23 protein-coding genes and 1 pseudogene are annotated in these 23579 nt (G+C 68.1%); 12 read left to right on the plus strand and 12 right to left on the minus strand.

The features are described 5' to 3' along the window. Positions 1 to 98 precede the first annotated feature (98 nt). Together ACFFF6_RS14515 and ACFFF6_RS14520 are read right to left on the minus strand one after the other, a co-directional pair. Positions 99 to 527, minus strand: a complete 429-nt coding sequence (locus ACFFF6_RS14515; protein ID WP_376981963.1) for a VOC family protein — start codon at positions 525 to 527, stop codon at positions 99 to 101. A 323-nt stretch (positions 528 to 850) separates the two neighbouring features. Beyond that, entirely contained in the window at positions 851 to 2065 is a 1215-nt protein-coding gene (locus tag ACFFF6_RS14520; RefSeq protein ID WP_376981965.1) for an ROK family protein, read from the minus strand. Between the two features lie 182 nt (positions 2066 to 2247). Here ACFFF6_RS14520 and ACFFF6_RS14525 point away from each other — a divergent pair, with 182 nt between their 5' ends. The 8 genes and pseudogenes from ACFFF6_RS14525 to ACFFF6_RS14560 all read left to right on the plus strand — a co-directional run bounded on the left by ACFFF6_RS14525 (position 2248) and on the right by ACFFF6_RS14560 (position 11033). Beyond that, positions 2248 to 3951, plus strand: coding sequence for a type 2 periplasmic-binding domain-containing protein (locus tag ACFFF6_RS14525; protein ID WP_376981967.1), 1704 nt, complete (start codon positions 2248 to 2250; stop codon positions 3949 to 3951). 112 nt (positions 3952 to 4063) lie between these two features. Continuing rightward, positions 4064 to 5059, plus strand: coding sequence for an ABC transporter permease (locus ACFFF6_RS14530; protein ID WP_376981969.1), 996 nt, complete (start codon positions 4064 to 4066; stop codon positions 5057 to 5059). A 12-nt stretch (positions 5060 to 5071) separates the two neighbouring features. After that, positions 5072 to 6049: a carbohydrate ABC transporter permease gene (locus ACFFF6_RS14535; protein ID WP_376981971.1), complete on the plus strand. Its 978-nt coding sequence runs from the start codon at positions 5072 to 5074 to the stop codon at positions 6047 to 6049. A gap of 7 nt (positions 6050 to 6056) precedes the next feature. Beyond that, positions 6057 to 6734, plus strand: coding sequence for a YesL family protein (locus ACFFF6_RS14540; RefSeq protein WP_376981973.1), 678 nt, complete (start codon positions 6057 to 6059; stop codon positions 6732 to 6734). A 104-nt stretch (positions 6735 to 6838) separates the two neighbouring features. Further along, complete coding sequence (locus ACFFF6_RS14545) at positions 6839 to 8527, plus strand: glycoside hydrolase family 13 protein (protein ID WP_376981975.1); 1689 nt, start codon at positions 6839 to 6841, stop codon at positions 8525 to 8527. A gap of 38 nt (positions 8528 to 8565) precedes the next feature. Beyond that, positions 8566 to 10008 (plus strand): class-II fumarase/aspartase family protein, encoded by a 1443-nt coding sequence (locus ACFFF6_RS14550; protein WP_376981977.1) that lies wholly within the window; start codon positions 8566 to 8568, stop codon positions 10006 to 10008. A gap of 127 nt (positions 10009 to 10135) precedes the next feature. Next, positions 10136 to 10606 (plus strand): annotated as a pseudogene (locus tag ACFFF6_RS14555) (ROK family protein); the annotation flags it as partial. Positions 10607 to 10619: 13 nt separating this feature from the next. Further along, complete coding sequence (locus tag ACFFF6_RS14560) at positions 10620 to 11033, plus strand: ROK family protein (protein WP_376981979.1); 414 nt, start codon at positions 10620 to 10622, stop codon at positions 11031 to 11033. Positions 11034 to 11062: 29 nt separating this feature from the next. On the opposite strand, the gene ACFFF6_RS14565 is transcribed toward ACFFF6_RS14560, so the two are convergent. The 4 genes from ACFFF6_RS14565 to ACFFF6_RS14580 all read right to left on the minus strand — a co-directional run bounded on the left by ACFFF6_RS14565 (position 11063) and on the right by ACFFF6_RS14580 (position 15548). Then, on the minus strand, positions 11063 to 11722 hold the full coding sequence (locus ACFFF6_RS14565; RefSeq protein WP_376981981.1) for a hypothetical protein: 660 nt from the start codon (positions 11720 to 11722) through the stop codon (positions 11063 to 11065). A gap of 567 nt (positions 11723 to 12289) precedes the next feature. Next, positions 12290 to 12736 (minus strand): hypothetical protein, encoded by a 447-nt coding sequence (locus ACFFF6_RS14570; protein ID WP_376981983.1) that lies wholly within the window; start codon positions 12734 to 12736, stop codon positions 12290 to 12292. Beyond that, positions 12733 to 13917, minus strand: coding sequence for a hypothetical protein (locus ACFFF6_RS14575; RefSeq protein WP_376981985.1), 1185 nt, complete (start codon positions 13915 to 13917; stop codon positions 12733 to 12735). Before ACFFF6_RS14575 ends, ACFFF6_RS14570 begins: the two co-directional genes overlap by 4 nt. Next, positions 13914 to 15548 (minus strand): DUF6119 family protein, encoded by a 1635-nt coding sequence (locus ACFFF6_RS14580; protein WP_376981987.1) that lies wholly within the window; start codon positions 15546 to 15548, stop codon positions 13914 to 13916. Before ACFFF6_RS14580 ends, ACFFF6_RS14575 begins: the two co-directional genes overlap by 4 nt. Before the next feature lie 437 nt (positions 15549 to 15985). On the opposite strand from ACFFF6_RS14580, the gene ACFFF6_RS14585 reads away from it, so the two are divergent. Continuing rightward, entirely contained in the window at positions 15986 to 16327 is a 342-nt protein-coding gene (locus ACFFF6_RS14585) for a hypothetical protein (RefSeq protein WP_376981989.1), read from the plus strand. A 211-nt stretch (positions 16328 to 16538) separates the two neighbouring features. Beyond that, positions 16539 to 16691: a zinc finger domain-containing protein gene (locus ACFFF6_RS14590; protein WP_376982085.1), complete on the plus strand. Its 153-nt coding sequence runs from the start codon at positions 16539 to 16541 to the stop codon at positions 16689 to 16691. 134 nt (positions 16692 to 16825) lie between these two features. Here ACFFF6_RS14590 and ACFFF6_RS14595 read toward each other — a convergent pair whose 3' ends face one another. From ACFFF6_RS14595 to ACFFF6_RS14620, 6 genes are all read right to left on the minus strand, one after another. Then, positions 16826 to 17845: a quinone oxidoreductase family protein gene (locus tag ACFFF6_RS14595; RefSeq protein WP_376981991.1), complete on the minus strand. Its 1020-nt coding sequence runs from the start codon at positions 17843 to 17845 to the stop codon at positions 16826 to 16828. Beyond that, positions 17842 to 18216, minus strand: a complete 375-nt coding sequence (locus tag ACFFF6_RS14600) for a DUF2255 family protein (protein ID WP_376981992.1) — start codon at positions 18214 to 18216, stop codon at positions 17842 to 17844. The genes ACFFF6_RS14595 and ACFFF6_RS14600 overlap by 4 nt, the downstream gene beginning before the upstream one ends. A 93-nt stretch (positions 18217 to 18309) precedes the next feature. Then, complete coding sequence (locus ACFFF6_RS14605) at positions 18310 to 19167, minus strand: aldo/keto reductase (protein WP_376981994.1); 858 nt, start codon at positions 19165 to 19167, stop codon at positions 18310 to 18312. Beyond that, the gene (locus tag ACFFF6_RS14610; RefSeq protein WP_376981996.1) at positions 19164 to 20057 is read right to left on the minus strand and encodes a helix-turn-helix transcriptional regulator; all 894 of its coding nucleotides are present in this window, start codon (positions 20055 to 20057) and stop codon (positions 19164 to 19166) included. The genes ACFFF6_RS14605 and ACFFF6_RS14610 overlap by 4 nt, the downstream gene beginning before the upstream one ends. A gap of 32 nt (positions 20058 to 20089) precedes the next feature. Continuing rightward, entirely contained in the window at positions 20090 to 20863 is a 774-nt protein-coding gene (locus ACFFF6_RS14615; protein ID WP_376981998.1) for an SDR family NAD(P)-dependent oxidoreductase, read from the minus strand. Positions 20864 to 21025: 162 nt separating this feature from the next. Continuing rightward, positions 21026 to 21538, minus strand: coding sequence for an SDR family NAD(P)-dependent oxidoreductase (locus ACFFF6_RS14620; RefSeq protein ID WP_376982000.1), 513 nt, complete (start codon positions 21536 to 21538; stop codon positions 21026 to 21028). Positions 21539 to 21907: 369 nt separating this feature from the next. Here ACFFF6_RS14620 and ACFFF6_RS14625 point away from each other — a divergent pair, with 369 nt between their 5' ends. After that, the gene (locus ACFFF6_RS14625) at positions 21908 to 22300 is read left to right on the plus strand and encodes a VOC family protein (RefSeq protein ID WP_376982002.1); all 393 of its coding nucleotides are present in this window, start codon (positions 21908 to 21910) and stop codon (positions 22298 to 22300) included. A gap of 324 nt (positions 22301 to 22624) precedes the next feature. After that, entirely contained in the window at positions 22625 to 23515 is an 891-nt protein-coding gene (locus ACFFF6_RS14630; RefSeq protein WP_376982004.1) for an arginase family protein, read from the plus strand. Positions 23516 to 23579 lie beyond the last annotated feature (64 nt).

Here is a 23579-nt window from a genome sequence, read left to right on the forward strand (position 1 = left end):
GGTGTCCGTGTTCCGCACGGTGCTGAGAGCGATGCCGAGCGGTGCCCGGGGCCCGTGGGCGCATCGTGACCGGCGGCGGCGAGCTCGAGGGTGATGCCTCACGCTCCGCTGCCCGCGTGGGCGAGCTCCCACTGGTGTCCGTCGGGATCGAAGAAGTAGCCCAGGTAGAGCCCGAGGTCCTCGTCCTCCCCGGCTCGCCTCGCGATCGTCCCTCCCGAGGATGCCGCGCTGCGGAGCATCTCGTCGAGCGTCCGACGTGACGAGGTGGCGCAGCTCAGGATCACGGCACTGCCCGATCCCGGATAGGCGACGCCCCGGCCCACCTTTCCGGTGTAGGTCCCGAAGGCATGCTCCTCAATCAGGAACAGCGAGAGTCCGGGGAGCTCCACGACGATGATGCCCTCGTCGGCCCCGAGCTCGGGCAGGTCGAACACGCTCCGATAGAAGCTCAGCGAGGCGTCCAGGTCCCGGACCGGCAGGCACACCACGGTGCCGACGATCCTGCTCTTCGGAGTATCAGCGGTCATGTCTTCCTCTCGTGACATCCCTCGTGGCGGCGCGGCGCATGTGGTCGATCAGCTCCTGGGCTCCGGCGGCGCGTGGGTGCGCTCGCGGAGCACTTTACGGGGCGGCGATCGGTTTCGTCACCCACGCCGCTGCAGCGGAGCTCGGGACCGGCCGCCGCGATGGTGCAGAAGATGGCGGCCCTGTGCTCCGCTGCGCTGATGCTGTCCTGGCGCGGCGATCGATTCTGTTCGACACAGCGCTGTTCCCATGTGACCAGAACTCTTCCCCGTCGCGGAGCAGGTCCGAGTGTTCCCGATACCTCTGCCGAGTCGGCAGGACCTCGTCAGTCCTCCAACGCCTGGGCACGCACCGCGTCGATCGCTTCATGGACGGCGCCGATGAGCACGCCGTCTCTACCCAGCGTGGAAGCGACCACTGCGGGCGGGGTCGGGAGAATCGCCTGGATATGGGCGTTGATGGAGTCGACGACAGGTTGGCTGGAGGGCGTGATGCCGCCGGCGAGGACGACGGCGCTCGGATCGACGAAGCTGCTCATCGTGGATATCGCGATCGCGAAGGATTCCCCGAGCTCGTCGACGACCTCGCCCGCGAACTCATCGCCGGCCTGCGCCGCCTGGAACACGAGCTCCGCCGGGACGACATCACCTTTCCCATCCCACGCGGAGGTGAGGGTCGAGGAGCGTCCCTCGCGCAGCCCGGAGGCGGCGATGGTGCCGGCTCGCCGGCCGATGCCGGTGAGGTCGTTGACGCCGGTGACCCGTCGGAGGTAGTCGACCTCGCCGGCCGTGCCGTGATCTCCGCGATGGAGCTGCCCGCCGATGATGATGCCGGAGCCGAGCCGTTCGCCGGAGAGCAGAGTGATGAAGGTTTCTCCCGGCGGCAGATCGCCGCTGTCCCGCTCGGCGAGAGCGGCGAGGTTCGCATCGTTCTCGATCCGGACTCGCCAGCTCCGCTGGTCGGTGAGGAAGTCGTCGGCGGTGACGCGGACGGAGTCCCAGAGCCGGTTGCTCTCGGGCGGGCGTCCGTCGGCGTCGACCGGTGCCGCCACTCCGACGCAGGCGGCCGCGACTCCTTCCGCTGGCACGCCCGCTGCCTCCAGGGCCTGGTTGATCGTCTCTCCGAGATCTGCGCCACGAGGGCTGTCCCAGTCCTCGTTCGCGTAGCTTCGCTGGGCGCGGCCGACGATCGTGCCCGAGAGGTCGGCGACGACCGCGCGAACCGAGCGGTGCCCGACGTCAGCGCCCACGACGTGCTTCCTCGCGTGGTTGAACGCGAAGCCGAGCGCCTGTCTGCCGAGGGTGGCGCGCGCGGGCTGTGCCGGCATGATCCATCGCCGCCGCTCCAGATCCCGGCAGATCTCCAGGACGGTGGTCCGCGTCAGGCCTGTGGGTCCCATGAGGTCCGCGGAGGTGAGCACTTCGGTCGGGCGGGACCAGAACACGTCGAGCAGCAGGCGCAGGTTCCGGGTGCGCATCTGCTGCGGGGACGTGACGCCGCGGATGTGCGCGACGGGGGTCGAGGGCTGGTCCGTTGACATGCCCACAAGTGTGCCGTACTGTCCCTCCAGAGTCTAAATCAAGACTCTAGATTAAGACTCTGGATAAAGGCGCTGTGCCAGGTCTCCGGAGCCGCGATCGGCCATCGTCCGCGTGGCGCGCTCGCGAGCCGGGCCGTCATCCGCGTCGGGTCGGCGGAACTCAAGGGTGAGAGGAAGTCGTGATGACCAGGAAGTTTTCTCGTCGGCAGGTAGTGGGCGGCACTGCAGCGGGCATGGCCGGGATGCTCGCGCTTCCCGCGTGCTCGAGCAGCGGAGGTGAGGGGGAGACCGATGCCTCCGGCCGGCCGATCGTCACCGTGCAGGTGGTCAAGGATGCGCGGGCGCTTCCGATGAAGGAGATGCCGTGGACGAAGGCTCTGGAAGAGGCGTCCGGCTGCTCGATCACATGGATCGAGACCCCGAACGATTCCTGGGGCAACCAGAAGCAGGCATCGCTCGCGGCGGGCGACGTCGCGGACGTGACCATCGGCGGATACGGGGCAGGCGACTGGGGGAGCTACGGCAGCCTCTTCCTCGACCTCGCCCCGGAGCTGGAGAAGATGCCGAACCTGTCCCGGACCTTCAAGGAGGCCCCGCTGTCGCGGGTCGTGTCCACCTGGCAGGACAAGATCTACGGCGGGCCCACCGTGGCGGCTGGCCTCATGGCGCGAGCCAGCACGCACATGTTCATCAACAAGACGTGGCTGGACAAGGTGGGGCTGCCCGTACCGACGACCTGGAGCGAGCTGCGGGCCGCGTTCGAGGCGTTCAAGACCAAGGACCCGAACGGGAACGGCGAGGCCGACGAGATCCCGTTGACCTTCGCTCAGCCCGGCACCGGCGGCTGGGGATCGTTCCAGGCGAACGTGCTCCTGGGAGGGAGCGGCATCTCGGTCTCGGACGGCGTGCTCGGGATGTACGCCAGGGACGGTGTCGTGAAGAGCTATGTCACCGATCCCGCGTACAAGAAGCTGGTCGAGTACCTGCACGGGCTCTACGCCGACGGCCTGATCTCCAAGGAGGCCTTCACCCAGGACTGGTCGCAGTACACGGCCAGCACCAAGGGAGAGGGCGCGACCGCTTCCGCCGGCATGACGTGGATGTGGACTCCCTCGGACATCTTCGGCACCGAGCTGGCGGACCAGTACGTCACGATCCCGCAGCTGCGGCCCGACGACGACCAGGGGGCGAGCCCGGTCTGGTCCTTCAACGGTCTGAACCTCGACTACGGCGCGAACCGCATCTCGATCGCCGCCAACGCGAAGAACAAGGACGCCGCCCTCAAGCTCGTCGACGCGATCTACACCCCGGACATGAGCGTCCAGATGCGCTATGGCTCCTTCGATCTGGCCGTGAAGAAGAACGGCGAGAACGACTACACCGTCCTCGAGCCCTCCGACGCGTCCAAGAACTCCGCTGATTGGCAGTTCATGAACTCCCTGGCCGACGCCGCACCGGGCTGGGTCGCCCAGCCTGGCGTGACGCTCACACTGCCCGGACAGCTGGTGGAGGTCAGGGACGTCGACGCCGTCTACGACGAGAACTACGCCAACATGGACCTCAACCGCGACCTCGTCTTCGGGACAGCCGCGCTCACGACGGACGAGGCGACCCAGTACAGCCTGAACAGCACCGGTATCGGGCAGACCGTGATGAGCAAGTTCGCGCAGTGGGTCACCAAGGGCGGGATCGAGGACGAGTGGGACGCCTACGTCGCCGACCTCGAGCGGAACAACCTCGGCCAGCAGGTCGAGCTCCTCCAGGCGGCCAACGACCGGTTCACCCAGGTGCTGTCCGACAACGGTGTCGACCTGAACGCCGAGTTCGACACCACGAAGCATCAGTGGGCGGAGAACACGGACGGCACCGCCACGCTCGCCCAGTAGTCGGGTTGCGGGCGTTGCCGGGCGCTGAAGGATGCCTCCGGCGACGCCTGTGCCTCGGCGTCCTCGTTCGTCCCGCCACGGGTCGAACGCACGCTCTCAGGAAAGCAGAATCATGTCGGACACGTTCGCATCCGGGACCTCGATGAGCCAGGTCGAGCAGGAGGCCGTCGTGGTCTCCGCGGTCGCCCGCGACCACGATCCGCGCGGCCCGGGCCCTGCGCGGCGGCTTGCGCGGCACGTCGGCCGCTACTGGCAGCTGTGGGTCATGGTGGCCCCGGCGATGGCGTGCATCGTCGTCTTCTCCTACATCCCGATGTATGGGATCCAGCTCGCCTTCCGGGAGTTCGACCCCACCAAGGGGCTCACCGGCGGCGAATGGGTGGGGTTCAAGTACTTCGAGCAGTTCTTCGCCAACCCGCTGTTCGGTCAGATCATGACCAACACGGTCTGGATCAGCTTCTGGACGCTGGTCATGGGATTCATCGCCCCCATCATGCTGGCCCTGCTGATCAACCAGATCGCAAGCCCTCGGCTGAAGGGCCTCACGCAGACCATCACCTACATGCCGCACTTCATCTCGATCGTGGTGATGGTCTCGATCATCCAGATCTTCCTCACTCCGGGGAGCGGCGCGCTCGGCAGGATGCTCGGGGAGGACAACCTGATGGGGGACCCCGGCGCGTTCGTCCACATCTACTGGATCTCCGACATCTGGCAGCACACCGGGTGGAACTGCATCATCTACCTCGCCGCGCTGTCCGCTATCGATGTCTCGCTCTACGAGGCGGCGAAGATCGACGGAGCAGGGCGCCTCGAGCTCATCCGCCACGTCGACATCCCCGCGCTCCTGCCCACCGCTGGGATCCTGCTCATCCTGAACATGGGCAGTGTGCTCGGCGTCGGCTTCGAGAAGGTCTTCCTGATGCAGAACAACCTCAACATCACTGCGGCCGAGGTGATCTCCACCTACACCTACCGGATCGGCATCCTGGGGAACCATTTCTCCTACGCCACAGCCATCGGCCTGTTCAACGCGCTGGTCAACTTCGCCTTCCTCATCTTGGCGAACCAGATCGCCAAGAAGGCCAGCAACACCAGCATCTTCTAGGAGCAGCCGACCATGAGCAACACGAGAATCCCCGGGGGGTCCCCGGCCCCCAAGCTCGACGACGTCGCCGTGCTCGGCGTCCCGAGGAGCCGTCGTCGACGGGTCCAGAAGCGCACCCCGGCCGACTGGGCGGTGGACGTCGCGATCGGGATCATGATCGCGCTCGTGCTGGCGGCGGTGATCTATCCGCTGTGGTGGATCGTCATCTCCTCCGTCTCGGATCCGAAAGCCGTCGCCGGCGGTCAGGTCACCTTCCTCCCTGTCGGCTTCAGCTTCGACGGGTACGGGCTGATCCTCAGCGACTCGCGGATCTGGACCGGGTACCGCAACACACTCCTGTACGCGTTCGCGGGCACGGCGATCAACCTCGCCGTGACGCTGCCTGCGGCGTTCGCGATGTCTCGGCCGGAGTTCCGCCCGCGCCGGATCATCATGTTCTTGTTCGCGTTCACGATGTTCTTCGGCGGTGGGCTGATCCCCAGCTTCCTGCTGATCAAGTCCCTGGGCATGCTGGACACGATCTGGGTGTTCCTGATCCCCGGCGCGTTCTCCGTGTTCAATATGATCATCGCGCGCACATTCTTCGAGAACTCGATCCCGGAGGAGCTTCGCGAGGCCGCTCAGCTCGATGGCCTGTCGTATTTCGGGTACTTCTTCAAGATCGCTCTGCCGCTGTCGGGCGCGATCATCGCGGTGATCGGTCTCTACTACTTCGTCGGGCACTGGAACAACTTCTTCACGGGCCTGATCTACATTCGATCCCAGGAGCTCCAGCCGTTGCAGAATGTGCTGCAGCAGATCCTCCTGGCCAACCAGACGCAGCAGGGCGGATCCACGTCGGCGGGCGTCTCCGCCGGCGCGGCCCAGGAGTTCGCGGACCAGATCAAGTTCGGCGTCATCATCGTCTCGACCCTCCCGCTGCTCGTGCTCTACCCGCTCCTGCAGCGCTACTTCAACAAGGGCGCGATGATCGGCGCGGTGAAGGGCTGACCCGCTCATGACAGGCATCGCGCTCGGCTACGAGCGGTTCGCCCGCGTCGTCCTGATGATCTTCGTGGTCCAGATCGCGTTCCTCGTCCATATGGTCCTGGGCGCGGTCCTCGCCGGATTCTTCCCGTCGGTCGCGGCCACGACCTCGACCTTCCGCACCTGGGTGCTCGCGGAGGATCGCTCCTGGAGCATGGCGCAGACCTGGACCGTCTTCCACCGCGCCTGGAGCGACGATCTGGGACCGGCGAACGCCTTCGGCTGGCCGCAGCTGGTCGTCGGGCTGTTCCTGGCCTGGGAGTACTACGTCGTCAACTGGAACGACACAGGCATCACCGGGATCGCCGTCTCCGGCCTCCTCCTGGTCGCGGGCGTCGCCTACGGCGTGTTCGCGGCGGTCTCCTGGGTCGTGCGCGCGCACCTCGCCGGGACGGCGGGCTGGATCGTCCGCGTCTCGCTCCGCCTGGTGGTGGTCCGCCCGGTGTGCACGGTCGCGATCGCGACCCTGCTCCTGGCGACTGCGTGGGTGTGGTGGACCTGGCCGGGGATCCTCATGACGTTCGGCCTGTCCGCGCCGATCTTCGGAGTCGTCGTGGCGGTGCACGCCTTCGGACGGCTGCCTGGCATGGGCCTGCATCGGACCGACCATCTGGCCGACGCACGAAAGGATGCAGCACCGAGCGCCTGAGCCGACCCGGCCCACCGATGCGGCCCCGACAGCGCGACACCCAGAACTCTCCAGCACACCCCAGAACTCCAGACCCCTCAGCAACGTATGACAAGGAATGAATGATGACGCTCACTGAGACCGCTGAGACCCTGCTCGTCGACGACGCGAACTGGTGGCGGCAGGCCGCCGTCTACCAGATCTACCCCCGCTCCTTCGCCGACGCGAACGGCGACGGAGTCGGCGACCTGCGCGGGATCATCTCCCGCGTCCCGTACCTGCAGAACCTCGGGATCGACGCCGTCTGGCTCAGCCCCTTCTACCCGTCCGCCCTCGCGGACGGCGGCTACGACGTCGACGACTACCGGGGCGTCGACCCGAAGATCGGCACGCTCGAGGAGTTCGATGAGATGGTCGAAGCGCTGCACTGCGCCGGCATCCGCCTCATCGTCGACCTCGTGCCCAACCACTCCTCTGATCGTCACATCTGGTTCCAGGAGGCCCTGAGGTCGCCGAAGGGCTCCCCAGCCCGCGACCGTTACATCTTCCGCGACGGGATGGGCGAGAACGGCGAGCTTCCGCCGTCGGACTGGACCTCGATCTTCGGCGGGTCCACTTGGACGCAGGTCGAGGACGGCCAGTGGTACCTCCACATGTTCGCCACGGAGCAGCCGGACTTCAACTGGGACAACCCCGAGGTGCGCGAGGACTTCCTGACGACCCTTCGCTTCTGGTCCGACCGCGGCGTCGACGGCTTCCGCGTCGACGTCGCCCACGGGCTGGCGAAGAAGCTCGAGGACGTGCTCCCCTCAAAGGCTGAGATGGCCGAGATCCAGAAGAGCGGCGAGCCCGGCGCGCACCCGCTCTGGGACCGCGACGAGGTGCACGACATCTATTCCGAGTGGCGTCGCGTGTTCGACGAGTACACGCCGCCCCGCATCGCTGTCGCCGAGGCCTGGGTCGCCAGAGATCGCCGGCCCCGCTACGCCAGCGCCGACGGCCTCGGTCAGGCGTTCAACTTCGACCTGCTCCAGGCGGACTTCGACGCCCAGCAGTTCAGGGACATCATCCGCGACAACCTGGACCTCGCCGCTGCGTCCGGCTCCTCGACGACATGGGTGTTCTCCAACCACGACGTCGTCCGCCACGCGACCCGCTACGGCCTCCTCGGCACCGTGGAGAAGGCTGATGGCACGGCCATCATGAGCACCCCGGGCAAGGCGAAGGCCTGGCTGCTCCACGGCGCGCCGGAGGACGAGCTCGACCGCGATCGGGGACTGCGACGGGCCCGCGCCGCGACGCTCCTCGAGCTCGGGCTGCCCGGATCGGCCTACCTCTACCAGGGCGAGGAGCTCGGGCTGCACGAGGTCGGCGAGATCCCGGACGAGGCGCGCCAGGACCCGGCCTTCTTCCGCAACAAGGGCGTCGAGGTAGGCCGCGACGGATGCCGCGTGCCGCTGCCCTGGAGTAGCGACGGCCCCTCTCTCGGGTTCGGTCCTGGCGGGACACATCTCCCGCAGCCTTCCTGGTACGCGGAGCATTCGGTGGCGGCGGAGGACCGCGACCCGGGCTCGACGCTGAACATGTACCGGCGGGCCCTCGAGCTGCGCCGTGAGCTGCAGGCCGGCGAGACGCTCGAATGGGTCGAAACGGGCGACCCCGACATCCTGCACTTCCGCCGCCCGAACGGGTGGGAGGTCGTCACCAACTTCGGCAACGCGGAGGTTCCGCTGCCGAAGGAGCGCATCGTCCTCGCGAGCGGCCCGATCGATTCGACGCTCCCGGCAGAGACCACGGTCTGGATCGCCCCCTGACCTGCCCGGGATCTACCGACTGGCTCTGAACGGCCGTCGTGCTGCACATTCCGTCTGCCCGGGGCGCGTCCGAAATGCGCCCCGGGCAGGACCCCGCCCGAGAACCACTCTTGGAGGAGCCGCGCATGAGCGCCACCCCCGCCCCGACGCACATCGACCTGCCTGAACTTTTCACGAGGCGGGCCACCCTGGAGCGGTGGCTCGCCGTCGAAGCGGCTCTGAGCCGCGCCCAGGCCGCCCATGGCGTGATCCCCGCCCAGGCCGCTGACCGCATCGAGGCGTGCGCCAACCTCGGCAGCGTCGACATCGACGAGGTCACCAGACGCCAGAGCGAGACCGGGCACACCATGATGGGCCTCGTGCTGGCGCTCAGCGACGCGGTGGGGGATGAGCACGGCGGGTGGGTGCACTGGGGTGCCACGACGCAGAACGTCGAGCAGACGGCGCACGTACTCGCTGTCCGCGATGCCCACGTCGAGCTCCTGGCGCGACTGGGCCGCGTGCTCGCAGCGCTCGCTAGTCTCGCCGAGGAACACGCGGAGACGACGATGGCCGGCCGCACCCACTGGAGGCAAGCGCTGCCGATCACCTTCGGCTACAAGGTCTCGGCCTGGATCGACGCCCTGCTGCGCTCGAAGGAGCGGATGGCCGAGTGCGAGAAGCGGCTGTTCACCGCGATGGCCGGAGGAGCCGTCGGCACGTTCGCCAGCATGGGCCCGATCGGTCCCGCGGTGCAGGACGAGTTCGCCGCGCGACTGGGGTTGCGACCGATGCCGGTGCCGAACCGATCGCTCCAGGATCCATTCGCCGAGTACGTCGGCATCCTCGCACTGCTCTGCGCCTCCCTCACGGCGATCGGCGACGAGATTGCGCTGCTGATGTCCGACGAGTTCGACGAGCTCGCCGAACCGACCTTCGCCGGCCAGGTCGGGAGCTCGACGATGCCGCAGAAGCGCAATCCCGGAAAGTGCGGCGAGATCACGATCGTCGCATCCCAGGTCATGGCGCTCGTGCCGCTCGCGCTGCAGGGCGTGCAGCATTCGCACGAGGTCGAGGGAGCCCGGTCTGTCATCGTCGAGCGAGCCGTCGAGCAGGCGATCATGGGTACAGGGCGCGGACTCACCCTTGTCGCCGAAGTGCTCGAGGGGCTGGAGGTGCGAACCGAAGCCATGACCCGCAACCTCGAGATCTCCCGCGGGCTCATCGTCGCGGAAGCGCTCATGCTCGGACTCGCGGGGAAGACCGGTCGCCAGCGCGCTCATCACCTCGTCCATGAGATCGCCGAGCGGAGCCAGGACGACGGGAGGCCGTTCGACGACGCCCTGCGCGCCGACCCGCGCGTCGCCGAGCTCGCCACTCCCGAAGAGCTCGAGCGCTGGCTCGATCCGTCGCAGTACTCCGGACTCAGCGCCGATATCGCGCGATCGACCGCCGCTCGGGCCCGCGAAGCGATCGAGCGGAACGGAGAGAGCCCGTGCTGAACATTGTGCTGACAGGCCTTGTTCCCGGGCCTGCTTCCAGGCTGCAGCCCTGGCCACGCCGTCGATTCCTGTGCACCGACGTTGCTGGCAGACGGCTGGTTCCGACGGACCAGGAAGGACGCGGCGCGTGAGGCCCAGGCTCGGGCTCGACGTTGGCCGGACGAAGATCGCAGCCGCCGTCATCGACCGCGACGGGAGCGTGATCGAGCAGGAGGTCGTGCCCACCGCAGGCCAGGGATCCTCCGTCGTCGCTCAGATCTGGGCCCTCGCCGACGAGGCCGCAACGAAGCACCAGCTGGACGGCGTCGGGATCGCGGTGCCGGGGAGCGTCGAACCGAGCACGGGCACCGTCGTTTCGGAACCGAACATCGGATGGAGCCACGTCGACCTCCGTGCCCTTGTCGCGCCCGCCCTGCCTGGAGCGGCGTCGCTGAAAGTCTTGAATGACGCGAACGCGGCTGCCTGGGCCGAGTACCGGTTCGGCGGACACACGACCGGCAGCTCCTTCGCCGTGATCACCGTCGGCACCGGCATCGGAGGAGGCATCGTCGTCGACGGCAAGCTCCTGGTCGGCGCGACGGGGGCCGGCGCGGAGATCGGCCACCTCCCTCTTGTCCCCCGGAGGCGAGCCCTGCTCCTGCGGATCACGGGGCTGCTGGGAACGCTACTCCAGCGGGTCCGCGCTCAGGAGGGCAGCCCGAGACCGGGGCTTCGGGCGGGAAGACACCTCCCACCGGGTCCTCGCGACCCATGCCGACGACCCGGTGGCCAGAGACCTCCTCGACACCGTCGCCGCTCACTTCGTCGACGGACTCGAGGTCGTCTCCGCGGTGCTCGACCCCTCGACCGTCGTCCTCGGCGGCGGGCTTGGCACGGACCCGGCCTTCTTCGACGCCGTCCACACCCGATACGCCAGACAGGCCATCACGCCGCCGCGATCACGGCCGCAGCTCACAAGAGGCCGACTCGGGAACCTGGCCGGCGCCGTTGGTGCGGCCGATCTCGCAGCACCCGGTCGAACCTAGCGGGAAGTCCAGCTGCCTGCGGGTATCGGCTAGGCCTTCACCGCGCTCGGTGTGGGCCGCCCCTGCTCCCAGATCTCTCCGCTGATCGTCCTCCCCAGCTCCCCGAAGCAGCGCTGGGCACCGAGCCGATGGACGCAGAACCACCAGGCGTCCAGCTCGTCCGCGATGAAGCCACGGATTCTCTTCTGGTAGTCCTCGAACGCGGCGTTGTCGCCGTAGGGGACCACGTCGAACTCAGGCCGGGTCTCCCTGATGTGCCGCTCGATGCGGTCCCAGTAGTCGGAGGGCTCGTCGAGCTTCCCGGGCTCGTCCGTCGCGAGGATGTCGAGGTGGTGGAAGCGCCCGGACCGCCCGTACCGGGCGAACGCCGCGAAGAGTAGCGGCAGGACCGTGCTCTGCCGGATGCGCGCCGCGAGCTGTGCGGAGTACCCCTTGGCAGTTGTCCGCCCCAGGCCAGCGTCGATCGCGGAAAGCAGGCGTGCGCTGAGCTCCTCGACGTCGTGGCCCCAGTCCTTGAGCTCCTGCTTCGTCGGCCACCTGCCTTCGTCCTCGACGGCCGCGCACCCGAGCAGTACCTTCATCGCCTTCTCGGTGCCGATGCTCCCCAGCGTGAACACCGCGTCGCCGTGGGCGCTCACGAACCGCATGTCCCGGATCGCCCGGACGGAGTCGCGCATCAGGTTGCGCACGGACTCGGCCTCCTGGAGCAGGGCGGATCCTTGCAGTATGGAGAGTGCCGGGTGCAGCCCGGCTGGGCGGCCCTTTGGCGTCGTCATGTCGCTGCCTCGTCTCTGAGTTCCTGGTGTCAGACGACTCGAGGACGGCCGTCCGGCGGCAGCTGAGCCCGCGTGCTGAAGGATTAGGAATGGGCGCCGACATCTCAGGGGTTGCGGTCTCCGACGACGTACTGTGCTGGGCATGCCGAGCGGACGAATTGTCTGGCACGGCTCGATCGGCTGGTGGGAGAGCACCGCGGCACTGGTGCCGCAGATGTCCGAGGTCGGGATCGAGCCTGAGGGCACGGCCCCGGATCCTCTAGTCTCGGAGCCGTGGCGCCCCGGTGACCATTCGAGCCTCTTCGGCTCGGACTCCCGGGGCGACAGTCTTCTCCGGGCGCGTCCCCGGCTCCCGACTGGGGGTGCTGCGTCCGTCCGAGTTCGGTTCCCGCTGCGCGCATCTGGATTTCCACGCTCGCCCGCCCTGATGCACCCGTGCTTTGTAACGCGGATCTCAATGTCTTCTGTCTATTGCGCGACTCAGCGCATCCAGTCCTCCTCGGTCTTGGCGAAGAACTCTTCGCGGGTCAACGACTCGAGGTTATTGGCCCTTGCTGCGGCGCGGACCGCCTTGTCGTTGGACACGACTACCCAGATCGTCCCCCAGAGGTAGCGCGCTTCGTCGACGGTCCCGTCGAGCGCACATGCGACGAGTAGGGGGTCCGCTGCTCCCTTGTTGGCGTAGAGGTCGACGAGGGAGGTGTCGTCGACCGCCACGGACTCCATGACGTGTGCCAACTGCTGGAGGACACCCGGGGTGGTCGGGTATTCGATGTCATTGAAGGCCGCGGCCTCCGGGTGCTGCCTGGCTTCGTAGAGCACTTCGGTGGGGATCCGGCACTGTTCGAGGAAGAACTCGCTGGCGATCTGCTGCCGCGTCATGTGCGAGAGAGTGTTGTTGTCGAGGAGGTACTTCTCGTCGTTCATCGAAGCGCCGCTCTGAGTTCGTCGAGGTCGTGCGGTCGGATGCGGTTCAGGCAGACGACACGGCAGAAGTCCCCTGGCGACAACCGCCCCTGGTCGACGGCGCGCAGCATGCTCGAAGCGAGGAAGCGACCGCTGTACTTGCGGATGGCGTTGACCGGTTTCGGTCCGTGGCGCGGCCCGTTCTTGGGGATGGCCCGGAACTCGGTCTCGAGCGCGTCGAGGTGCCCTCGCGTCTCCTCGGGACTCAGCCGTCCGAGGCGCATCGCTCTGACGGCGATCGCGCTGGGAGTGACCTTGAACTGGTCGGACACGGCCTTCAGATCGTCGAGGTCACGGAGAGAGATCTCGCGGAGGTCCGTCTCCGGCATGAGGACCTCGCCCACGATGTCGTACTCCCTTCCGGGTGCGGGGGCGATGCTCTGCGCGTCGAAGCTGACGGGTTCGAAGATCCCTCTGCCGACGAGCACAGCCATCAGCACGAGGGTGAAGATCTGTCGCCCGGTCGGTTCCTGGAAGTCGAGGTGGTCGCCGCCGGCGAGGAAGATGTACGGCACCTTCGAATCCCGTACGGTCATGCCGCTGAAGCGGACCTCGATGAGCTGGGGCATGAATCCTCGGACGCTCCTGGAGACGAGGACCTGGTTCTCCTCGAGGCGGCTGATGATCAGTTCCAGTGCCGCTTCCTTCGTTTTCGACTCGCGGATCTCGCGCCGGTCGAGGCCGATCGCGTCGAGGAGCGCCTCTGCGTCCTCTCGCACGGTCCGCCGCGGCTGGCGCAGAAGGCCCAGGATCCTGTTCCTCTGGAGTCCTGGCGCGTGCTTCCTCGCCAGGTTCTGCTTCCGGAGGAGGTCCTTCACGATCAGCTCTACGTCGCGTAGTTCCACCGCTGTCCGGGTGCTGACGGTGAAGGTCGAAGGCGCGACGCCCTGCAACAGCTTCTCGTTCTTCTTTCGGATCTGCTCCTGCACGAGCTCCGGGGGCGCAAAGAACAGAGGGTGCGGGATCTCTGCCTTCCTGGCAAGAGCCACGAGCTCGGAGTAATGGATGGACGAGGCCTTCAGGGCTTTTCTGTACGGGGCGCGTCCATGGACGACCGAGTTCTCCAGCAACGCGGTGAAGACCTCGTGGCTGATCGGCACCCTGCCGGTGCCGATGATCACGTCGATGTTCGAAGGGGTCATGGAGCCGACTCCGGGGATCGGATCGTCGCCACAGCGACATGCACGCGCAGGAAGCGGAGAGCGTCGACCTGCTTCACGAGGTTGACCTTGGTGAACGTGAACAGCGTGTCGACGGTGATCGGCTTCGTGCTCCCGATCGCCAGGATGACTTCGTTCAGCTCTGCGTCGTCGATCGCGCCGGAGCTCTCCTCCTTCACGCGGTCGCCCCACGCTGTCCGGGCGTTCTCGTCTCGGGCGAGCGCGTCCGCGGAGACGAGGCCCTGCGCGATCAGGTAGCTGAGGTCCGAGGATCGTCGTCCGCGCTTCACATGGATCAGGGTCCCTGGAGGGACGAAGACGTCGCAGGGCTCGATGCCGCCCCGGGAGTGCAGGGGAGTCCTGATCAGTTTCCTGTCCATGCAGTACCCGGACAGCATCTCCGCAGCGTGCTCGTTGTAGTCCTTCTCGGGCTCGTCTCCCCAGTCCGGGAGCGTTATCGACGCCGGTTCGGCGAGGATCTCTCGCACCCGGTCGTCGATGCGGGCGAGATAGCGGTCGTCCATCCGGTACCAGTTGCCGTCGTGCAGGCAGTACCTCTGACTCCCGTCCTCCACTTCGAAGGCCAGCCAGCGACGCAGCGCGACCGGCGCGGCGACGAGCGTGCTGCCGCCATCTGGATCTGCGTCGCCGTGCAGCTCGATCTTGATCTTCTTCACGCGGTCCAGCATCAGCTCGGGATCCACGGCGGTCAGAAGGTCGACGAAGTAGTCGATGTCCGGGACGTATTCGAGCACTCGGCGTTGGCCATCGCCTACCCCCACGATCCTGACGCTGCTGGAAGGACCATAGCTGTCGAGGCGTTCATGGGGCCATGACACCCCGAGGCGACTGGTGTCCCGCTTGCGCAGCGCCTGGGCTAATTTTGCCTCGAGCGCTGGCACTCTGCTGTCGCGCGGCTTGAGCGCGGTGAGCTGTTCGAGGCTCTCGAGTCCTGGGAGCACGTTCTTCTGAGACAGCTCGTCCAGCGCTTCGAGGTCGGCGACGAGCCCTGCGGGTGACTTCGCGAGCGGCAGGTTCAGCGAATCCGCAGCTCGAAGCTGGATGGTCCTGTCTCCTGCGGCGAGCTCGGGGATTGAGGCCTTGGCCTCAATCCTGCTGACGACTTCCCCGTACCCGTCAACGCCCAGGTCCCGGATGGTGCTGCCGTTAGGCATCGAGCTCCGGTCCACGCGGGCCCTGTGGTCGAGGATGGTCTTCGTCAGGGACTTCACCTCGGCCGGCAGGGCCGAGCGAGCGACGATCCCCGCTCCGAATCCGAAGTCGATCTGCTCGGTGTCCAGGAAGTGGAACCCGGTGCCCCAGGTCAGGGCCCAGACGGCATCGTTGGTCACCTGGATCAGAAGAACAGCCCCGGGCGATTCGTTCTGGAGCACGACGTTCTCGCCGGTGAGAGCCTTCACATCCGATGACCACTTGGCCTTGCTCTGGGCAGCACCTGACACCAGACGGGCAGCACGCCCTTCGATGGAAAGGCTCCTCGAGGAGTAGCGCTCGCTCGGCTCTCGTCTGGCCTTGGTCAGGGCGGTATCGAGAGTCGTGCCCTCGAGCATCCGGTACAGCGTCATCCGCTTCGTCGCGACAGCAGCAGTCATGACTGTTGGTAACACGGCGAAAGAGCCGAGGTTCGCCGGTCGCCGCGATCCGTGGCCGGTTCGTTACCCCCGGGAGCTCAGCTCCCGCCTTGGTGCGCGATGCAGCATCGTCCTACCGGCCCGCGGTCCGAGCCAGCACGATTCGGACCGAGGCGATCAATCTACGGAGTTCGCCTACAAGAAGGTGCTGGAGAGGGAGCGCTGCGTGACGGCCGATGGAGCCGCCCTGGGCTGAGTGAACGAAAATCAGCCCGCGCCTCGCGGCCTCGGGCTGATCATGATGGCTCTGACGATAGCGAGGCATCCGCCGGCTACCTACGAACTCGCTCCTCTGACCAGCTCCTGCAGCGGCGCAGCAGCCGCCCAGTCGGGACGCTCGGGAACATCCCAGCTTGAGGGTACTTCCCTGGACGCCCCAGCGATCCGGAGGAGGCCCGATGGCCGAGGACGAATGGCTCGACGTCGAAGCCGCGGCACAGCGTCACGACTGCAGCATCAAGAGCATCTGGCGGCGCATCTGGCAGGGCAAGCTCTCCGCCCGTACCGAGAAGTTGGACGGACGCGACGGACGCCCGGTCATCAAGACGCTGATCCGGGTCTCCGACCTGGACCGAGCGTTCGGCCTGACCGCGCACGCCGAGTACGTCCAGAAGATCCGCGCGGCCGCGCCGCCGCTAACGCGCGAACAGACGACGTTCATCGCCAAGGTCTTCACGGACCACCTGCTCGAACAAGACGCCAGGAGAAGAAGGGAAGGAGAGATCGGGACTGAGTCGTAGGCGATGTAGTGCCCAACTTCGATGGCGGCGGCGTCCTGTGCGCACGGTCGTGGATGCCCGATTCTCCCTTCGACCGGGGCGTTGGCATGTTGAAGTCTTGAGGTCGGACTCTGGTGCGTAGGCAGCGCACGTCCTTCGCACGTCATCTCACCGCGAAGCGGCCTCTGACCAGCGGAAACACCGCCCTATCGGACTCACCGTTTTTCAATGTATCTATCGTGGGACGCAGGGTTCAGCAGGCCTCTTTCGAGCTGTCTATGGGCTCGCTGGCCGCCCTTGCAAGCGCTGCGGGACGCCGATCGTGCGGGAGAAGTTCATGAACCGGTCGAGCCACTTCTGCCCGGTCTGCCAGCGAAAACGCTAGTCTGAGCCGCCACTCGCACGCCGACCTCGATCGTGGCGCTGCCTCGACAGACAGTACGTCAACGTATACCGAGCTTGAGCACTGCGCGAGCTTGTTCCGCTCACGGCCGCCAACTATGAACTCGCTTGCGGCGATCACGCGTCAATGGCGAGGACGAGCTTGCCGCGCGCGTCGCAGCTGACGAGGCGCGCCGCGGCAACCGCGTGCTCTTCCCAGTCCGCGGTCCGGTCGATGACGGGTCGGATTCGGCCGTCGAGCACGGCGGGGACGGCCTCTTCCTCGAGCGCGGCCAGGATCGTCCCGAGCTCGTCGGGGCGGCTCGCACTGAAGGAGACGCCGTAGACGGTGAGGTTGCGGTAAGACAGGGCGTCGATGTCGATCGTGGCCGCGGGGCCGTCGAGCCGTCCGATGTTCACGACCCGTCCGTCCCGCCGGGTCAGCGGCAGGCAGTCAGCGAACGTCTGGCCGGCGACGTGGTCGAGGACCAGGTCGACGCCTTCGCCGCCGGTGGCCGCCAGGACGGTCTCGGCGAGATCGTCCTGGCCGGTGACGATGACGGTGTCGACGCCGGCCGCGGCGAGGAGGTCCCGCTTGCCCGGTGAGCGGGTCGTGCCGAGCACAGCGGCGGCACCGAGCGCCTTGGCCAGCTGCGCGCCGAGCAGGCCGATGCCCGTGGACGCGCCCGTGATGAGCACCGTGTCGCCCGCGGCGAACCCGGCCTTGCGCAGAGCGCCGAGCTCGGCGGAGAGGCCGACCGGCACGGCGGCCGCGATGGCCGGGTCCAAGCCGGCGGGGACGGCGATGACGTGGCCGGCGTCGACGACGACGTACTCGGCGAAGGCTCTGGGCGCTGTGCCCATTACCGCGTCCTCGGTCTGCCAGGCGGTGACGCCTTCGCCGAGGGCGGCGACGCGTCCGACGAACTCGTAGCCCGCCACTTGCCCGGCGGTGCCGTCATCGCGCAGCTGCAGGCGGTCGACCTCGTTGGTGGCCGCTGCCTGGACGTGGACCAGGATCTCTCCCGGTCCTGCTGCCGGGCGGGGAACCTCTGCGAGTTCCCACTTCGGGCCGGCCGTGCCGATCAGGGCCTTCATCGTCTGAGTCATCGTGTTCTCCATCTCTCTGCAAGGGGTACTGGCGATCGCGGTGGTCACCTCGGGTCAACGCGCACGGTGGCCGCACGGGTGCGCTCGGCGACCATGGGAGGCAGGTAGGCGCTTCCCGCGTACTTGGCCTCGTAGGCCCGGTCGATGCGGTCGTTCAGCTCCTGGTCGTCGATCGGGGCGAACGAGACCTCGTGCTCTTCGTCTGCGGCGGTGATCTTTCCGGCGCGCTGTGCGAGGGCGGATCGGTACCAGCGCCCGCTCACGCCGTTGTAGGCGCATACGTAGACGGAGCCGTCGACGACGACGGAGCAGATCCAGGTGAGGGTGCCGGGCGTCGCGCCGTCGGCGCGGTAGGGGGCGATGTGGAAGTCGTCGGTGGAGGCGATCGCCTCGACCTGCTCAGGTGTCCATGCGGGCATGTCGTGGGTCCTTTCACTCGAACGCGAAGGCTCTCGGAATCGCTGATTGCGAGAGCCTTCGCGAGCCGCTTCTCGATGGATTTCAGAGGCCGGTCACTTGCCGCTGAAGACGGGGAACACGGCGTGTTCGCCGTAGTCCTGGGCGCGCAGGTCCCGCAGCGCGGCCATGTCCGCCTCGGTGATCTCGAAGTCGACCTCGGCGTTGGCGCGCATGTGGCCTGGATTCGCGGTCTTCGGCAGCGAGACGGTGCTCAGCTGCAGGGTGTACCGGATGCACAGCTGCGGCACGGATACTCCGTAGCGCTCGGCCATCGCCTGGACCTCCGAGTTGTGCAGGATCGCGCCGTGGGCGATCGGCGAGTACGCCTCGACGAGGATGCCCTTGTCCTGGCAGTAGGCCAGCAGCTCGGACGGGGTGTTGCCGGCGTGCACGAGCAGCTGGTTCACGTGCGGGACGATCTCCGCGGTCTCCAGCAGGCTCTCCAGGTCGGCCTGGAGGAAGTTGGAGACCCCGATGGCGCGGATCTTGCCCGCTCGGTGCGCTTCCTCGAGCGCCCGCCAGGCCTCGCGGTTACCGTCGGCGTAGTCGCCGCCGCGGAAGTCGTCCCACGGCTGCGGCGCGTGGATGAGCATCAGGTCGAGGCGGTCGAGCCCCATCACCTCGAGGGACTGCTCGATCGAGGCGACGGCGCTGTCGTAGTCCTTGGCCTCGGCGGCGAGCTTGGTGGCGACGAACAGCTCGTCGCGCGGCACGGCCGCGGTGCGCACGCCTTCGCCGACGCCGCGCTCGTTGCCGTAGGCCCGGGCGGTGTCGATGTTGCGGTAGCCGATCTCGACGGCCGCGCGCACGGCGTCGGCGGCTTTGTCGTCGTCGATGAACCAGGTGCCGAGCCCCAGCTTGGGGATCTCGACGCCGTTCGACAGGGCGTAGGTCTCGTGGAGGATGGTCATGGTCGTCGTCCTTCGTCGATCTGTTCCGATGGTGTTCTCCCTGCGCGGGGCGCTGGGGCCGTCAGGCTGGCGAGCAGTCGCATGGCCTCCGCGGTGCGGGAGCCTGCCTCGATGGTGAAGACGAGCATGACGAGACCCGGTTCGGCGGACAGCTCGAGGGACTCGTAGCCGAACTCGAGGTCACCGACTTCGGGATGCGTGAGCAGCTTGGCTCCAGAGCGGTGCCGGAGTACGTCGTGGGTGTTCCACAGGGTGCTGAACTCCTCGCTCTGCGTGGTGAGGGTGCCGACGATCTCGATGAGCTCGCGGTCATAGGGGTCCTGCGCGGATGCGGCGCGGAGCATGGCGACGACGTCGTGCTTGGCGATGTCGGCGTCGCGGTGGAAGCGCATCGCGGCGGGGTCGAGAAACAGCCAGGTCGCGTAGTTGTACTGATCCCCGGACCCGTCGGTCGGCAGCGAGTGCAGCGCGCGCCCGATCTTGTTGAAGGCGAGGCGGTCCAGCCGGGCGTTCTGCACCAGGGCAGGGGCCTCGATGGAGTCGAGGACCTGCTGGATCCCGGGTCGCACGGTCCTGCGGGTCGAGGTCTTCCTCCGCGGGGCTCGGCGCTGGGTGATCTTCACCAGGTCGAAGAGGTGCCGCCGCTCGTCCTCGTCGAGCTGCAGGGCACGGGCCACGGCCTCGAGGACCTCGCGGGACGCACCGGAGATCCTGCCGCGTTCGAGGCGGGCGTAGTAGTCGGCGCTGACGCCGGCGAGGTGCGCGACCTCCTCGCGGCGCAGGCCCGGAACCCGGCGCGCCCCGCCGTGGAGGGGCACGCCAGCGTCCTCCGGGGAGAGCCGGGCCCGCCGGGAGGTGAGGAAGCTGCTGATCTGTGACCGACCGTCCATGCGAACCGGGCTCCTTCGGTGCCGTGGTGGCGTCAGTGGGTGGTGAATCCGCCGTCGACCGGCAGGGCCACGCCGAGGACGAAGCTCGACGCGTCGCTGCACAGCCACAGGACCGCGGCGGCGATCTCCTCGGCGGTGCCGAGGCGGCCGATGGGCTGGTCCTGCATGATCGCGGCCATGGCCTCGGCCTGGCCCTCGAGCATCCCCGCGACCATCGGCGTCTCGATCACGCCGGGGCAGATCGCGTTGATGCGGATCCCGCGGGGTGCGTACTCGACGGCGGCGGACTTGGTCAGACCGATCACGCCGTGCTTGGAGGCGTGGTAGGCGGCGCGTTCGGGGAGGCCGACGAGGCCGCCGAGCGAGGAGTTGTTCACGATCGCGCCGGAGCCCTGGGCGCGCATGTGGCGCAGCTCGTGCTTCTGCGCGGCCCAGATTCCGCGGAGGTTCACGGCGTTGACGTGGTCGAAGTTCTCCGCGGTCTCCTCGGCGGCGTCCGACGGCGGGGCCTGGATGCCGGCGTTGTTGAAGGCCATGTCGAGGCGGCCGAAGGTCGAGGCGACCCGGTCGAGGGCCGCGGCGACCTGGTTCTCGTCGGTGACGTCGCAGGCGATGCCGATCGCCTGGTGGCCGGCGTCACCGAGGTCCTGCGCGGCCTTGCGGACCTCGTCGGCGCTGCGGTCCAGGAGCGCGACCGCGGCTCCGTTCCGCGCGAAGCCGCGGGCAGCCGCCAGGCCCATGCCGGAGGCGGCTCCGGTCACGAGCGCGACCTTGCCGGTGAAGTCGTAGGCGGGGGAGTTCGTCATCGGGGTGTCTTCCATCTCTCGTGTTCTGTGCTCTGCTAGGGGGTCTTCCTCTCGCAGGAAGCTCCTTCTCCTCGACGCTAGGTCCTGTGCCCGGCACGAGCCAGGGCCTGTCAGACCACGGCTCGTCGGGCCCTGCCCCGAGCTACGTGCGGCGCGGCCGCGTCAGCCGGCGGCGAGCCCGCCGTCGACGGGGAGTGCGACGCCGGTGACGGAGGCGGGGGCGGGTCTGCTCAGCCACAGCACGGCATCGGTGACCTCGGAGGCGAGTCCGATGCGACCGATCGCCGTGCCCTGCGCCATCGCGTCCTTGTCGAGCTCCCCGGCGGCAACCATGCGCTCGACCATCGGGGCCTGGATGATGCTCGGGCAGACGGCGTTGACCCGGATGCCGTGGTGGCCCTCACCGAGCGCCGCGGACGTCGCGAGGGCGGTGACGGCGTGCTTGGCCGCGACGTGGGCCGAGCGGGTCGGGCCGGGCTCCGGCCCGGCGTTGGAGGAGCTGTTGAGGGGCTGTGACCAGCTCGTCGGCCGCGGCCCGTGCTGCGTCGGCGTTCGTGTCGAGGAGGGGGTCGATGCGCCCGCGGCGGCGAAGGCCTGGGCGGCGGGCAGGCCCATCCCGGCGCCGGCACCGGTGACCTGAGCGACCTTGCCGGTGAAGACATGGTTCAGGGTCATGTCTGGTCTCCTCGGTTCCGGGTTGTGCTCGGGCGAGCGTGCGTCCTGGCTGGTTGTTCGGCGTTTCACCGGCCAACGACACACAGCCTCACGCCCACGTCGCATTCGGGGACGTGCCTGCCGGGCCGCGGTCCGGCAGGTCCTGTTCCGGCTGTTCACCCCCGGGCAGCGGAAGCTTGGTGTGAGTTCACGTCCTCCTGGCGCGTCGGCATCGGGCCATGGACGGGATCCGAGCCGCGCATGCAGGCGACGGGGACCTCGATGACCGCCTCGGTCGGCCGGATCCAGATGAGCAGGGCCGGGCCGGACCGCTCGATCTCGGCAGGTCGGGAGGCGGGTGCACGAGCGCCCCCGCCGTAGGATCGCCCGATGACTGCTCCCATCCGCCGTGAGATCGGCCAGGTCTTCATCCCTGTTCGCGACATCCGCCGCGCTGCCGCCTGGTACGGCCGCCTCCTCGACGCGGAGGTCTCTGAACCCTCGCACGGGGACAGCATCGTCGAGATCCCCATGGACAGCGGCCCCCGCCTGGCGCTGGACGCGAATGCGCCGTACACGCCCGATGGCCCACCCCGGTTCTTCTGGTGGGCCGACGACCTCGACGCGGTCGTGACGCATCTTCGAGAACTGGACGTCGAGCTCGCCTCGGATGTCGTCGACATCGGAAGCGTCGCGTTCGTGCAGTTCCGGGACCCGGACGGGACGCTCCTCATGGTCTGCGCACGAACGGGCGCGGCCTCGGGACCCCAGCTGCTCTCGTAGGTGCAGCGACGATGCGATGTCGGCAGCATCCTCGCCTGCTGGCCCTCCGTCGCGGGTGAGGCGACCGTCCTCGCCGCGGCCAGGACCGCTGCTGCGTCAGGCGAGCGTCGGGGCGAGCACGGGCTCGACCTCCCGTTCGTCCGCGATACGCGGGGTCCCGTGGTCGAGGGAGCCGTCGGTCACGGACCCGTCGCCGTGCGGCACGAGATCGTGGGCCGAAGATGGAGAACAGTCCCAAGGGTCGCTGCACGTTCATGGGATCGCTGAAGGGCGACGGGTGAGAGCATGGAAGACCGGTGTGCTTCTCATGAAGGAGGGTCGACGATGGGCGACGAGAGGAGCGAGCGCCACCTCCGGCTGGTGTGGCCTCAGTGGCAGGGGGCAGGGACCTCGAGTGTGCGCGAGCTCGCGCCGGAGCTCCCCTTCGACGTCGCCCGGCGCGGCTACGCGGTCGGGTCGAGGGTCCTGCAGGCCGTGCTGCCTGAGCATGACGGTCCGACCGCAGTCGTCCCGGTCGACATGAGCGACGCCGGTCTCGAGGAGCGCGACGGCGTCGAGGCGAAGGCGGCTGTGCTGAGGCAGCTCGGAGCGGCCCTTCGCCTCATCCGCGAGCACCGGCCGGAGCGCATCACCACGCTGGGCGGGGAGTGCTCGGTCAGCCTTGCCCCGTTCTCGGCACTGGCCGAGGCCTACGGCGGCGACCTCGCGGTCCTGTGGATCGACTCCCACCCGGACATGGGCACCCCGGAGTCCTCGTACCCGGGACACCACGCCATGGTGGTCGCGGCGCTGACCGGGCGCGGTGACCCTGATGTGCTCGAGCTCCTGCCCGCGACGGTGCCGGCGGAGCGGATCGCTCTGGTCGGGATGCACGACTGGACGGACGACTCGTATCCGGCGATCGCCGAGGAATGGGGGCTGACGGTCCTCGGCCCCGACGCCCTGCGCGAGAACAGCGCGCCGGTGCTGGACTGGCTGCGCAGGACCGGGGCCTCCAGGGTCGCGATCCACTTCGACGTCGACACCGTCGACGCGGACGAGGTCCGCCTCGGGCTCGGCGCCGATGTGGGCGGGCTGACGAGTGCCCAGGCCCGGCGCGTGGTCACCGACGCCAGCCGCACCGCAGACGTCGTCGCCCTCACCATCGCGGAGTTCGTCCCGCGGCAGGTCATGCGCCTCCAGCAGATCCTCGAAGGGTTCCCGCTGCTCGATTGAGCCAGGCGTCGACCAGCATCATCCGTGAAGGCAGATCAGCCGACCGGACCTGACGGATCGGCCC

Origin of the sequence: Brachybacterium hainanense (genome assembly GCF_042434575.1) — a bacterium.
Taxonomy (GTDB): domain Bacteria; phylum Actinomycetota; class Actinomycetes; order Actinomycetales; family Dermabacteraceae; genus Brachybacterium; species Brachybacterium hainanense.